Annotated in this window: 14 protein-coding genes; 1 reads left to right on the top strand and 13 read right to left on the bottom strand. The window is 53.9% G+C overall.

The genetic code is table 11. From position 1 onward, the window contains the following. Positions 1-58: 58 nt before the first annotated feature. From F8A88_RS10905 to F8A88_RS10870, 8 genes are all read right to left on the bottom strand, one after another. On the bottom strand, positions 59-751 hold the full coding sequence (locus tag F8A88_RS10905) for an ABC transporter ATP-binding protein (protein WP_151151187.1): 693 nt from the start codon (positions 749-751) through the stop codon (positions 59-61). After that, entirely contained in the window at positions 748-1,515 is a 768-nt protein-coding gene (locus F8A88_RS10900; protein ID WP_151151186.1) for an ABC transporter permease, read from the bottom strand. Before F8A88_RS10900 ends, F8A88_RS10905 begins: the two co-directional genes overlap by 4 nt. Before the next feature lie 132 nt (positions 1,516-1,647). Further along, the gene (locus tag F8A88_RS10895; RefSeq protein ID WP_151151185.1) at positions 1,648-1,947 is read right to left on the bottom strand and encodes a fimbrial biogenesis chaperone; all 300 of its coding nucleotides are present in this window, start codon (positions 1,945-1,947) and stop codon (positions 1,648-1,650) included. Between the two features lie 75 nt (positions 1,948-2,022). Further along, positions 2,023-3,315 carry a sulfotransferase family 2 domain-containing protein gene (locus F8A88_RS10890; RefSeq protein WP_151151184.1) on the bottom strand — a complete coding sequence of 431 codons (1,293 nt, stop codon included), beginning with the start codon at positions 3,313-3,315 and terminating at the stop codon, positions 2,023-2,025. 204 nt (positions 3,316-3,519) lie between these two features. Then, on the bottom strand, positions 3,520-4,311 hold the full coding sequence (locus F8A88_RS10885; RefSeq protein ID WP_151151183.1) for a methyltransferase domain-containing protein: 792 nt from the start codon (positions 4,309-4,311) through the stop codon (positions 3,520-3,522). Positions 4,312-4,608: 297 nt separating this feature from the next. Beyond that, a complete protein-coding gene (locus F8A88_RS10880; RefSeq protein ID WP_161598394.1) occupies positions 4,609-5,403 on the bottom strand; it encodes a methyltransferase domain-containing protein in 795 nt (264 codons plus the stop codon). Between the two features lie 213 nt (positions 5,404-5,616). Continuing rightward, complete coding sequence (locus F8A88_RS10875) at positions 5,617-6,879, bottom strand: sulfotransferase family 2 domain-containing protein (protein ID WP_151151181.1); 1,263 nt, start codon at positions 6,877-6,879, stop codon at positions 5,617-5,619. 85 nt (positions 6,880-6,964) lie between these two features. Next, complete coding sequence (locus F8A88_RS10870) at positions 6,965-7,408, bottom strand: hypothetical protein (protein ID WP_151151180.1); 444 nt, start codon at positions 7,406-7,408, stop codon at positions 6,965-6,967. Positions 7,409-7,441: 33 nt separating this feature from the next. Between F8A88_RS10870 and F8A88_RS10865 the strand changes: the two genes are divergently transcribed. Next, positions 7,442-7,813 carry a hypothetical protein gene (locus tag F8A88_RS10865; RefSeq protein WP_151151179.1) on the top strand — a complete coding sequence of 124 codons (372 nt, stop codon included), beginning with the start codon at positions 7,442-7,444 and terminating at the stop codon, positions 7,811-7,813. Positions 7,814-7,845: 32 nt separating this feature from the next. Here the strand turns inward: F8A88_RS10865 and gmd are convergent, their stop codons facing one another. The 5 genes from gmd to F8A88_RS10840 all read right to left on the bottom strand — a co-directional run bounded on the left by gmd (position 7,846) and on the right by F8A88_RS10840 (position 13,861). Next, positions 7,846-8,880 (bottom strand): GDP-mannose 4,6-dehydratase, encoded by a 1,035-nt coding sequence (gene gmd / locus F8A88_RS10860; protein ID WP_151151178.1) that lies wholly within the window; start codon positions 8,878-8,880, stop codon positions 7,846-7,848. Next, entirely contained in the window at positions 8,881-9,849 is a 969-nt protein-coding gene (locus F8A88_RS10855) for a GDP-mannose 4,6-dehydratase (protein ID WP_151151177.1), read from the bottom strand. Beyond that, positions 9,849-10,931: a glycosyltransferase family 4 protein gene (locus tag F8A88_RS10850; RefSeq protein ID WP_161598393.1), complete on the bottom strand. Its 1,083-nt coding sequence runs from the start codon at positions 10,929-10,931 to the stop codon at positions 9,849-9,851. Before F8A88_RS10850 ends, F8A88_RS10855 begins: the two co-directional genes overlap by 1 nt. Positions 10,932-11,078: 147 nt before the next feature. Further along, complete coding sequence (locus tag F8A88_RS10845; RefSeq protein WP_151151175.1) at positions 11,079-12,497, bottom strand: mannose-1-phosphate guanylyltransferase/mannose-6-phosphate isomerase; 1,419 nt, start codon at positions 12,495-12,497, stop codon at positions 11,079-11,081. A 14-nt stretch (positions 12,498-12,511) separates the two neighbouring features. Beyond that, entirely contained in the window at positions 12,512-13,861 is a 1,350-nt protein-coding gene (locus F8A88_RS10840) for a phosphohexomutase domain-containing protein (protein ID WP_206666406.1), read from the bottom strand. Between the last annotated feature and the right edge of the window lie 9 nt (positions 13,862-13,870).

Below are 13,870 nucleotides of genomic sequence, written 5' to 3'. Positions count from 1 at the left end.
GTATGCGAACGTCCTGTCCGGGAGCATCCCGGCAAACAGGAACAGGATACACAGGCTGTCACTTGTTGTACTCTTCCAGAACCGTGTCCACGGAATCGATCATGCGCACCCGACCCTGATCCAGCCACACAAGCCGGGAACAAAGCTCGCGCAGCACGGGCTGATTGTGTGAGACAAAGACAACGGTCTGGTCGGAACGCATCTTGTGCTTCATGGCCCACGTGGACTTCTTGCGAAAATCCTGATCCCCCACGCCCAGCATCTCGTCCACGAGCAAAACGTCCGGGCTCATCTGTATGGCCACGGAAAAACCAAGCCGGGCACGCATACCCGTGGAATACACCTTCAGCGGCTTGTCCATCCATTCCTCAAGCCCGGCGAACTCGGTAATGGCCGGCAGCATCTCCAAAGTCTGCTTGCGTGAATGCCCAAGCAGCATGGCGCTCAGGATCGCGTTTTCATATCCCGAAAGCTCGGTGGAAAAACCCAACTGCAGCGTAAGCAGGGAAATGGTCAGCGCATCATCGGCAACGATGCGCCCCTGATCCGGCAGGATTATCCGCGCCATCAGGCGCAGCAACGTGGACTTGCCCACGCCGTTTCTGCCGATGATTCCCAGGGTCTCGCCCTGAAAGACATCCAGATTCACGCCGCTCAGCACGGTGTATTCGCCGGTACGGAACAATCCTTCACGAACGTTGTAGCTGCAGCCCACATCCTGCATTGAAATGAGCGTTTCCGCCGTACTCATTGGCAAATCCTCGGGTAAACGCGATCAATCCGCCGGATGAACAGAATACCGGACCAAAGCAGAAACAGGGATGCGGCAAGCACCCAGAAAAGATACTGCCAATCGGGCCACTGATTCCATATCAACGCCTCCCGATAGCCCCGGATCAATCCGGCCATGGGGTTCAGATACATGATGAACCGGTGATCCGGCAGAACCACTTCATCGATGCGGTAAAAGACTCCCGAGCCGAAAAAGGCCAGCACCATGAGGGTATCAAGAACAATCCGCAGATCAGGAACAAACGGCACAAGCGCGGCGCACCACACGGCAACGGCCGCCACAAGGAGCAACTGCACGAAAAACAGCACGGGCAGGGCCGCCCATGTCGCGGTTACGGGAGTGGGATACGCAAGCAGAAAAACAACGAGCAGGGAAAAGGAAAACAGTGTTTTCGTCAAATCCTGCATCAGCACTTCCACCGGAAAAAATATCTTGGGAATGTCCACCTGATGCATCAGGCCGCGCCCGTTCATGATGCTGGAAGCGGCGTGCAGGACGCTTTTGGCAAACCAGTTCCACGCGGTGAGGCCCACAAGCAGAAAGGCCACGAAGTGCTCGGTTCCCCTGTTCAGGAAAATGCCGAACACAACGTAAAAAACCAGCATGGTCAGGACCGGCTCGCCGCCCCACCACAGGTAGTTGAGATAATACCGGGAAACCTCCGCCCGCAGGTTGGCGCGGGTCTTGACCAACACCAAACTCCAAAAACTGCCGGATCGCATTCACGTTTCCCCGTTGCAGGATCAAGGTCAGGACAAAAAAACATACGCCGCAAAGGCGTATGTTCAAAGGCATAAATAAACCCTGTATAATGGTCAAGGGCGGCCTGCGCCGCCCCTGTCTTCAGCTGCCCCTTACTCGTCGGAAAGAATCAGCTGATCCAGTTCACCGCTGCCGTTGACGTTGGCATGGACGTTCTTGCCCAGAGAAATGGCCGTCAAGGCAACGGCAAGGGCGTTCTTTTCAAAATTGCTATCAATGGCGTAATTCCTGTTTGCACCGGACCCGTCAGAATTCTTGAGGGTAAGAATTGTGCTGGTAGCACCTGCCTGCACTTTCAATATTGACTGATTCCACAACCAAGCGGCCTGCGAAGGCGCTACAGACACGGCAAGAAAAGCGCACACAACCATGGCAATCAACATTTTCTTCATTGTATTCTCCTGATAATCCTGAAAATTCAGCAGGCCGATGCAGGCCTCCCTCACATTTTCCCCACCACCAAAAATTCAAACAACCCTATCAACGGCCACCCGGTGGACACACGATCCCAGCAGCCTTCCGGCAGCCTTATACGGCTCCGTAAACAAATGTTCATTTACCTTAAGCAAATGAATTCGTCTAGGCCAATGATAATCTGCAACCGTTACTGAATATTTTACAGAATACTGCATCGGCCCAACACGATCGGCACGCAGCAGCCGGCACTCCAACGAATCGAACGCAAGGGACGGAGCCGTGAACTTTTCCGGGGGCGCGTCGCTCAATATGTCCAGCGCAATCATCAATGCATCATTACCGTTCACGGGAAATTCCAGCTCCAGCACGGCCGGGGTCTCATAGCCGGTCCAGCGAAACTTGCGCCCGAGCCCGTCTTCTTCCAGCCAATACAGTCCCCGGAACCGCTTCAACGTTTCCACGGGAAACACCACCGGCCACGAGCAACAAGGGACATCCGGAGCCACAGTTTTTTCCCGGCTCCGAGAAGCCGTAAGAGAACGCACGCTCTGCTCCACCCGTTCCAGCAATACGTTCTGCGCAAACCGCCAAAGCTCCATGTCCAGGCTGTTCAGTGCGTGCAAACGCTCCAAAACCGCTTCCGAGAGTTCGTACCTGCCCAACCCGTGCTTGCGCGGGTTGATGTTTCGGGTCATGGCGCCGAATGTGCCAAGGGGAGGCAGCCCATACTGGGCGCAAAACAAATTCATTGACATGCCGAACAATTCCTGAACCCCGAAGAAATCAAAGGAATGCAGCAGATTCCCTTTTGCCTCTTCCAGCATGTGCGGCGAGTCCTCAAGCACGCAATCCTGCGGCAACATCCGGGCGGGGTCTGTTGAATGGTCCGTCAAATACCGGGTCTGATAATTGCGGACCACGTTCTGTATAAAGGGTTCCCTGCTCCCGATAAAATCGGAAAGGCTCATCGTGCGCACTGCATCAAGCAGCAAACGCATCTCCGGATGTTCCCTGGTCCGGTCATCCCAATGCTGCGGCCTGCGCGAGGCATCGTGAAAATTGTAATACTGCGAGACAACCCGCTCAACAGGATTGCGCAAAAAAACCACCCGCTGCACATCCAACGGAAAATCCCGCACAAAGCCATAGGAAAAATGCCCGGCAAAAAAACGGGCCGCACGCCACGATTCATCCCTGCCCGCAAACTCGTCCTCAACCTCGAAACGACAAACCGCCTCCGGTTCCCAGTAACTCTCCATGACCGTGCGAAAAGTGGACCCGGCGGTTTTGGGCAGATGGTGATACACAAAAGCCGGAAGGCCAAATATGCCAGCTTCACTCATGACAACATCTCCATTATCACCTTCGTTCCAAGGCCATGCAAGCGAACCGGGGACATATTCTTTGGCACACGATCCGGATGTAAAAAATGTCTTGAAAGCATGCTCAAGAAGCACAACTCAATAATCACGACAAGAGGGTCAACACAGAAGGGCCCCCAAATTCATGCTTCCAACCGATGCAACAAAAAGGTCAGAAAAACACGGCTACTCGGGAATCTGGCTGACGTGCCTAAAATAATCTACAAATTTGATTTTTTTACCAATTTTTTCAAAATCATATTCTTTAGCAACATGATGCGTATAAATAGGAGGCATCATCACACAATCGGTCACTTCTTCAATCTTTCTAGCCATGATCACATTATCATGCCCATGAAAACGCATATCAAGCTGCAAATTATCCAGTTCAGAAACCCATTCATCGTCATAAGCATAGTACTCAAAACAATCTGTTGTGTAGGCAACAAGCTTGAATCCGTGAGCTGCAACAAAACGGGCCAACTCTTTCAATGTGTATTCTCTATGATGGCGAATATCATCTGTATCTGGATAATACCCGCCAAAATTGTAGGGGGTCAGTCCTTTCGTCAAGGCGTATATTGATTTTAATTTTGCAATATTCTGTGTCGTAAGATAGAGAAATCCACCCTTCTTAAGCGATTTATTGCATTGCACCAATGCATGAGCTGGATGGTCGGAAAGATGCTCTATAACCTCTGTCATCACCACTACATCATACAATGAATCGCTACGAGCAGACCATTCATCTCTTTCGCAGTCAAAATCGCCAAGCACGTCAACACGTTTGAAAATTCCTGATTTGACTAGCGGATTTTGCTCTCCCTGAATACCAGCAACATCAAGGGCAATGGTATTATTGACACCAAGCAACGAGACATCATGCACCATTCGTGCAAACCTATGCTTATTCTTATCTAAATAAAATTGCCCATATTGAGTTAAATCAACACTGCAAAAATCACCCTTTGGATTCATATTTGCTCCATGCGTAAAATTTCTTAAAGACTTTTATAAGAACAAAAGTGCAGCAAGCATACTTTAAATTTATGTCGTATAATCTTGCCAAAATAAAAATATAAACATATTTTTATATATTTCTACTACAAACTGGATGACTGAGTGCAAAAGTACGTTCCGAACATCAGGCCTGATCAAAAAACATACTCCAAAAAAACTGGAACTAGTGGACAATCATGACAGAACATCCACACGCAAGAACCACCTGATTTCTTGCCCACAACCAACTTCATACAAAATGTCGAAAGGGCTCGTTTATTTGGGTATCTGACTGACGCCCTTAAAATATTCGACATAATTAATTTTTCTGTCTATCGCCTCAAAATCATACACTCTACCGGCGTGATTCGTATAAATGGGAGGCAACATCACACCTTCGGTCACTTCTTCAGTCTTTTTTGCCATGATCACATTATCATGCCCATGAAAGCGCATATCAAGATGTAATCCAGTCAGTTCCGCAATCCACCCATCATCATAAGTAAAACGCTCGAAACAATCTGTTGTATAGGCAACAAGCTGAAACCCGTGCGCGGCAATAAAGCGGGCCAACTCTTTTAAAGCATACTCTCTATGGTGACGAATAGCCCCTTCCTTCTCCAAAGCGTATTCACCGAAATTGTAGGGCGTTAGACCTTCCGTCAACGCATATATTGATTTTAATTTTGCAATATTCTGTGTCGTAAGATAGAGAAAGCCACCCATCTTGAGCGATTTATTGCATTGCACCAATGCATGAGCTGGATGATAGGAAAGATGCTCTATAACCTCTGTCATCACCACTACATCATATAATGAATCGCTACGAGCAGACCATTCATCTCTTTCGCAATCAAAATCGCCAAGCACGTCAACACGTTTGAAAAGCCCTGATTTGACTAACGGATTTTGCTCACCCTGGACACCAGCAACATCAAGGGCAATGGCATTACTGCTAACAATCAACGAGACATCATGCACCATTCGCGCATACCTATGCCTATTCGTATCTAAATAAACATGCCCATATTGAGTTAGGTCAATGCTGCAAAAATCGCCTCTTGGATTCATGTTCACTCCGTGCGCAAAAGTTATAACTCGTTCATATACATCGGGAAAATGTTTTTCAGATATAAATTCTAAACTCGATCTCGCCATTCAATTCCGCATAGACGAAATGGACAGAATTGGATCAAATGCAAAAAAAGTCTAAAAATACTACGGAACTGAATACCATGATTGCCCCTTGCGCAACTCCCCGGAAAACCTTTGATCTGCCCTAGCTCATTTGCCCTTGCGGTGGATGCGAACGGCATGGAGACCCACACCGAGCTTGCGGTCGTCATTGGGCACAGGCTCCACCGGCGCGAACACCTTCAACACCCGCACGCTTCCCGCTTTCCGTTCCGGGCAAACCGGGACAGTGCCCTTGAACACGGTTATGCCGTTGATTTTTTTTGAACACTTCACGGACTCCGGCTCCATGCCGTCCAGCGTGAAGGTCAACGCATCCGCAACATTTTTCGAAATCACGGCAACTGCCCGTATTTCAACCTCAAACGCGGCGGTATCGGGCGTACGCGGCAAAAGCAGCTCGATGCAGACCGAACTCGCCGCCCCTGTCCAACGGAAAGAACGTCCGAGCCCGTCGTGTTCCAGCAGATGCAGCCCCCGCATCCCGTACATGGCGTCGGCTTTCAGTTCGAAGCTTTCGTCCTCAGGCTCCGGGCGCAGGGCGTCAAGGGCCTTGGGGTCCATGCCCCGCTCTTCCAGCACGGCTTCGCCAAAGGCGCTCATGCGTTCAAACAGCAACTTTTTGGCGTAATTGTGCAGGGCCATGTCCATGCGGTTGCGATCTTCGATGTAGGAGCGCAACTCGGGGTCAACCTCATATTTGTTGCCGATCTTCTTGGCCGGGTTGATGTTCTGGATATAAGCCCGCGTGGAAGCATAGGGCATGATTCCGAAGGTCAGGCAGAACAGGTTGATGGACAGGTCGAAATGCTCCACAACCCCGCAAAAGGTAAACCGCTCCCGAAGATTCTTCTTGGCCGCCTCATAGATGTCGTCATCCCAGTCCGGAGAGGAAAAGGCCAACTCCGAAGGCCCGGCCAGCCAGCGGGTCTGGCGGTTCACAAGCCGGGCATTGGCAGCAGGGTTGTTCCAGTTCAGATATTCCTCCAGTTCCATGCCGTGCACCCGTTCGGTGTAACGGCACAGCCACGGCGCCTGATTGTTGCTGCGTTTGGCAAGCTCCACCCACTCCGAGGCAAGGCGCCCGGGGTTTCTGTCCATGTAGAATTCGGAAAGAAAACGCTGCACCGGATCGCGCAAAAAGGTCACCCACTGCATGCCGGAAAAATGCTCGTCCAATGTCTCCGGCAGGAAATGCCCCATGAACAAACGAAAGCCGTCCCGCTGCTCTTCGGAATAATCCATCAGGTCGATGGGAGTCAGGGCCGGACATATGGCCTCCGGCTCGAAGAGATCGTTCAACATGGTGCGAAACGTTGACCCCGCCGTCTTCTGGATATGATAAAACGCCATGCGGCGATCCCCGGGCTTGAGCCGGACGCCGTGCGGGTTGTCCAATGTCCGCACAAAAGCGGGAAATGCAGCCGCCTTCCGTTTGCTATGAGGCACGAATCTCTTCCTCTCTGATGCGAATGTACTCGTCTTCGATCATCTGCTTGTAGAACTTATCGAAACGGTCCATGAACAGGGCCGTGGCCTTGTTCCACAAAGCCATGTCCACGGGATTGCAGGCCTCGATATCCGCACGGACTTTCTTGGAAGCGGGAATGTCCGTCCAGAAACGGTCCCGCGGCGGCAGCGAAAATCCTTCCGAAAGCTTCGACCCCAACTGCAAATGCAGCAAATGCAGGGAAAGCGGCATATGTTCATAGACGCCGACAAAATCCGGCCCCGTTTCAAGCAACTCCGGAATCGACTGTCCGGGATTGTCAAAACTCCCGTACTCCGCACCCATCCATGCAGCCATGGCCCGGCTCTGGACGTCGCGAACCATCGCGACGATTCGAGGATCATCGCTTGTCGCAAATTCATGCAGGGTCATGCCCCGGATTGTCTCCAGCAAATCTGCCGATTCATGGGCGCCAAAAACGACCTCGATCCTCCTGTCGAGCGGTTTCTGCAAGCGCATGAACAACTCCATGACCCGGTTGACCGGGTTGCGAAGCAGAACAACACGCAGATCACCATCAAAAGCAGGGGCAGCCGACTGCGCGGCAAGAGAAATCCGGATCATGGCATCTGCCGGTTCCGCCGCCCCATCTTCATCGGGGACACCCCATACGGGCTGTCCAAAAAAGGACTTCTTCAAGCAGGAAACCACGAAACGGGCTCCGGCAGCCGGGAACAGCAAGGCGGAAATCCCCTTGTGCGTCGGTTGCCGGGAGTCGAAAAAACCAAGCCGATCAGCCTGAAAACGGACTGCATTCACAACAAAAACTCCCTCTGAATCCTGCAACGGTTCATGCCCGCAAAACAGAATCAGGCCTGTTCCTTGCGGACTCTTTCCAAATCGGCCAATGCCATTTCCTGCGCCAGTTCCTCAAGGGTGGTGCTGGCCGTCCAGCCGAGCTTTTCATGCGCCTTTTTCGCGGAACCCAGCAATTTCTGAACTTCCGCAGGCCTGAAGAACTCCGGAGAAATGGCAATGATGCGGTTGCCCTCGGCGTCGAAGCCCTCTTCGTCCAGGCCCTGATTCTTCCAGGTAATCTCCATGTCCAGGGCTTTGGCGACCAACTCCACGAATTCGCGCACCGTGGCCTGCTGCCCTGTGGCTATGACAAAATCGTCTGCTTCGTCCTGTTGCAGCATACGCCATTGCATCTCGACATAATCCCGGGCGTGCCCCCAATCGCGCCGGGCATCGAGGTTGCCGAGCATGAGGCAGTCCTGCAGTCCGCACTTGATGCGCGCCAGCGCCAAGGTAATCTTGCGGGTCACGAACTCATGGCCGCGCAACGGGGATTCATGGTTGAACAGGATGCCGTTGCAGGCATACATGCCGTAGGATTCACGGTAGTTCACCGTAATCCAATAGGCATACAGCTTTGCCACAGCATACGGGGAACGCGGATGAAAGGGCGTGGCTTCGGTCTGGGGGGTCTCCCGAACCTTGCCGAACAACTCCGAGGTGGAGGCCTGATAAAAACGGGTATGCTTTTCCAGTCCGGCCAGCCGGATGGCCTCCAGAAGACGAAGCGTTCCCAAGGCATTGGTATCTGCCGTATATTCGGGAACCTCGAACGAGACCTTCACATGGCTCTGTGCAGCAAGGTTGTAAATCTCATCGGGCCTGATCTCGGCAACCAGCCGAACAAGGCTCGGCGAATCGGTAAGATCCCCATAATGCCACTGTATACTGTCGTACAGAGAGCTATCCATATCATCAAACCGGGTGGTGCTCGGCGTGGAAGCCATGCGAATCATGCCATGCACCTCATACCCCTTGGACAACAGCAACTGAGCCAGATACACACCGTCCTGACCGGTTATCCCCGTAATCAAAGCCTTTTTCATTTACCCTTCTCCATTTTCCTGCATCTCGAATCGAACCATCTTCCGCGCCACATCAGGCGCAAGCGTCCGGGCCTTCCACCCCAGATCGCGTGCAATTGCCGAAGGCCGCCCATACAAGATCGGGACATCGGTCGGCCGCAAATTTGAACTGCCTGTTTTCGTATGTTTTCGCCAATCCAGGCCAAGGGCGGAAAAAACATCCGAAACAAAGTCGGACAATTTTTGAACCTGCCCGGTAGCAATGACATAATCCGCTGCAGCCTCCTGCTGCAACATGACATGCATGGCCTCCACGAATTCCGGCGCCCACCCCCAGTCTCGTGCGACCCCGATATTGCCGAGCACCAATTCTTTTTCCTGCCCTTTGGCTATCCGGCAAGCTGTTTTCACAATTTTCCGGGTTACGTACCGGTCCGGGCGCAACGGGGATTCGTGGTTAAAAAGTATCCCTGTGCAGGCATGAATCCCGAAACACGTGCGATAGGAACGGGTCATGAAATAGGCTGCAGCCTTGGCGCAGGCATATGGATTCACAGGATTCGGCAACATGCCCTCATGCACAGGTTCGCCGCCGGTATCGCCATACATTTCTCCGGAACCGGCAATGAAAACGCGCGTGTCCGGTGATTTTCGCCTGACAGTCTCAAGCACGTTCTGTGTGCTCTGCGTTATGCTCTCGGCCGTGCCTGCGGGGTCCTCGAATGAAAAACCCACCGAAGACTGACCCGACAAATGATATATCTCGGTAAACCCGCCCTCTTCCACACAATCGGAAACGTGGTCGCGACAGCAGGGATCAAGCTCGACAAACGCGACCTGAGCGGCAATGCCCAGTGCAGAAAGATTGACCTCGTTGCCGGGATTCCTGCGACGGGTGGATACCGTAACCGCATACCCACGCTTCAGCAGATGGCGAGCCAGATATGCTCCGTCCTGTCCGGTCCCGCCGGTAATCAGTGCTTTTTTCATCAAAAGTGCTCGTACTCGAAAAACTGAGTGAAATTTTCCGCAAACCTGGCCGGAGAAAAAAAGCTGGCGGCCTGCTGCCTGCCGGCTTCTCCCATGCTTCGGCGCATATCGTCCGATTCAGCCAATTTCTGCATGCAACGTGCGGCATGATCGATGTCGGGTTCGGCCCAGTGGGCATCCGGTACTTCCGCATAATTCCTGCTGCAATTCTGCACAGGCACAAGCCGATACTCAACGGGCATGGAGCATGCCGTGGTCATGAAATCCACATTGCCCGAGTAATTGGTAGCCACCACCGGCTTGCCCAGCCACATGGCCTCGGCCATGGGCAATCCGAACCCTTCGGCCCGGTGCAGGGACACGAAAACATCACAGGCACGCAACAGATCGCCCACGGCGCCCCGCTCAAGCATCTCCGCCATGAATGACACGTTGCAACCCACAGACTCAGCACGCATCCTCTGCATGGCCGGGCTGTCTTCCTGCTCGTGATGCACCTTGACCACAAGCCGTACAGAATCATTCCCGGCAAAGGCCTTTTTGAATGCCCGGATGGTACCGGGCAGGTTCTTGCGCTCGAAATCGGAGCGGGAATCTCCCATGCACAAAAACACGACCTCGCGATCATCAAGGCCGAACGCCTCCCGACCCAGCCCCTTGGACGCCGGTTCACGAACCGGATACGGAACGACGTTCACCGGAACGGGGCAATCGGAGAAAGCCTTTGCCGCATGTGCGGTGGGCACCCACAGCTCATCCAAATACTGGTATGCCCGGCGCCAGTGGGGCTGGGCATTTTCCAATTCCCAGGCCCAGTAACCGATCACATGGCGACGGTCATACGTGTCGGTCCCCAGGTGCTTCAATGCCCTGCCGGTCTCGGGCGCATTCATGTGCAACAGCAACACCCCGTCGCCCTCACCTGAATCCGTGTCCGCAAAGTCAGGGTTCGGCAGGTCAAGAATACCAAAAAATCGACTCAAATCGTGACACTGCAAGGAAACCCCTTGCTCACGAAGCGCCTGAACAGACAGACGCGCGGCCTCTCCAAGCCCCAATCCGGACTGGAGGCACCCGGCCACGAACACGTTCCCTCGTCCTGTGCGCAGAGAAGCTTTGGGGCGAGGCAGGCGCGGGTATAAATAATATTCTTCCACCCGGCGGCGCAAGCAACCGGGTATCGGCACATTGTGCCACAAAAAACGTTTCAGTCCACCAACCATGAATCCCTAACGCCGGTATTTGTCTTCAAGGCGAACGATGTCGTCTTCGCCAAGGTAGCTCCCGGTCTGAATCTCGATGATTTCGAGCGGGATCTTGCCGGGGTTTTCCAGTCGGTGCACTTGGCCCACAGGAATATACGTGGACTGATCCTCATGCAGAAGCATCTGTTCCTCACCGTTCACAATCAAAGCCATGCCGCGCACCACGACCCAATGCTCGGCCCGATGGTGGTGCATTTGCAATGACAGCACTTCCCCCGGTTTCACGGTTATCCGCTTGACCTGAAAACGATCGCCGACCACCAGCGACTCAAAGCTTCCCCACGGCCTGTATTCAACCTGATGCTGGCTGGCCTCGCGCCTTCCCATGTCGGTCAACGCTTTTACAATGCCACCAACACTCTGTACCTGCTCTTTGGAGCTGACCATCACGGCGTCCGCCGTCTCGACAACCACAAGATCGCGCACTCCGAGAACGGACACAAGACGTTTAGACGAATGAACATAGGAATTGTCCACATCCGAAAGGAAAACATCACCCACGCTTCCGTTGCCTCGTTCATCCTGTTGCGAAAAATCGTGGAACGCATTCCATGAACCCATATCCGTCCACGGAGTATCAAGGGGGACCATGCAGATGTTGGCGGTCTTTTCCATCACGGCATAATCGATGGAGTCGGACGGGCATTTCAAAAAGACTTCGGGCGAAAGTCGCATGAAATCGAGGTCTTCAACTGCCGTATCCACGGCGTCAGTACAGGTTGCGAGAATCTCGGGGGCGTGTTCAGCCATCTCCTGAAGAAACACGTCGGCCCGAAACATGAACATGCCGCTGTTCCAGTAGAAGTCACCTGCATCGCAGTACTCCCTGGCTTTTGCCAGGTCCGGTTTTTCCACGAAACAATCCACGTCAAAACCGACATCGTTTTTCGCACCGGCACGCATGTAGCCGTATCCGGTTTCAGGCCGTTCGGGAACAATTCCGAAGCACACCAGATTACCGGCCGCCGCCGCCTGCATTCCTTTTTTCACCGCGTCCGCAAATACGGCGGAATCTCTCAAATCATGATCAGCAGGAAGCACCAGAAGAATATCCGACTCTTCTGCATTCAGCGCCGCACACGTTACCGCCGGAGCCGTATTCCTTCCTTGCGGCTCAAGAAGGATGTCCCCGATGCAGTCATGCTCCTGCATGATCTTGGCGGCCATGAACCGATGCGCCTCATTGCACACCACCATGTATTTCCTGACCTTCATGGTCTTTGTGCGTAGCAGCGTATCTCCCAAAAACGTTCTGCCCGGAGAAATTTCCATGAACTGCTTGGGAAGCGCCTTGCGCGAAAGCGGCCACAGGCGTGTCCCATTTCCACCGCACAGTACCACGGGCACGACATTGCCATACTCGACCGCTTCAACATCAACCATGCCTGTCTCCGATTTCATCGTTTGACCAACTCCGAAAGTTCAGACGTTTTCTCCGCCATCAAGACCGCATCGCCACGCGTCTCAACGTTCAGCCGCACCAGAGGCTCGGTGTTGGAAGCCCTCAGGTTGAACCGCCAATCCTCGAATTCCAGCCCGATGCCGTCCGTCCTGTCCACGGACAAGGCCTCGTCGCCATACTTTTCCAGGGCCGCGGCCAAGACCGTGTCCGGGTCGGCCCGGAAATTGATCTCCCCGCTGACCGGATACCGCGCCGCGTATTCCCGCACCATTGCGGAAAGCGGCCGACCTTCCCTGCCGATCAGCTCCGCCACCAGCAACCATGGGATCATGCCGCTGTCGCAGTAGGCGAAATCACGGAAATAATGATGTCCGCTCATCTCCCCGCCATAGGCTGCATCCTCGCGCCGCATGATTTCCTTGATAAAGGCATGGCCGGTGCGCGACTGTACGGCACGGCCGCCGCAGGCCCTCACCACCTCCCGGGTGTTCCACACCAGCCGGGGTTCGTACACGATGGCGCTGCCCGGACTTTTGGCCAGCATGGCACGGGCAATGAGGGCCACCAGATAATACCCTTCCACGAACATGCCGGTTTCGTCGAAAAAGAAACAACGATCAAAATCCCCGTCCCAGGCAACACCCATGTCGCAGCCATGCTCCCGCACCAATGCTGCGGTCTCTTCCCGGTTGTGGGGCAAAAGCGGGTTGGGCACGCCGTTGGGAAAGCTGCCGTCCGGCTGGTGGTGCATGGTCACAAAGGAAAACGGCAAATGCGGCCGCAAGGCATCCAGCGCCAGGGATGCACAACCATTGCCCGCATTGCAGGCGATCTTCAGAGGGGCAAGCGATTCCGTGTCCACGTACCCGAGCACATGGCGAACATACGCCTCGCGAAAGGATTGTTGTATCACGGTTCCCGGGGAGTCGGCACGAAAAGCATCTCCGGACAGGGCATGGTCCCGAATGTCGGCAAGTCCGTTTTCGCCGTGGATCGGCCGCGCGTCCGGCCCCACGAACTTCATGCCGTTATATTCGGCGGGATTGTGGCTGGCCGTGATCATGACGCCCCCGTCAAACCCCCCGTGCGACGTGGCAAAATAGACTTCTTCGGTGCCGCACAGGCCGATGTCCACCACATTGGCCCCGGCAGCGGCCAGTCCTTCTGCCACGGATCGCGACAAGGCCGGACTGCTCAGGCGCATGTCGCGCCCCACAACAACGGTTTGAGGACGCAGCACACGGGCATATGCCGAGCCGATGCGCCGGGCCATGTCTTCATGCAGCGGGTCCGGGTATTGGCCGCGAATATCGTTGGCCTTGAAACAGGATTCTTCGCTTGGCACTTCAGGATT

This window comes from Pseudodesulfovibrio senegalensis (assembly GCF_008830225.1).
Taxonomy (GTDB): domain Bacteria; phylum Desulfobacterota; class Desulfovibrionia; order Desulfovibrionales; family Desulfovibrionaceae; genus Pseudodesulfovibrio; species Pseudodesulfovibrio senegalensis.
Note: the sequence above shows the minus strand (reverse complement) of the source record. Positions and strands in the feature narration are given on the sequence as shown.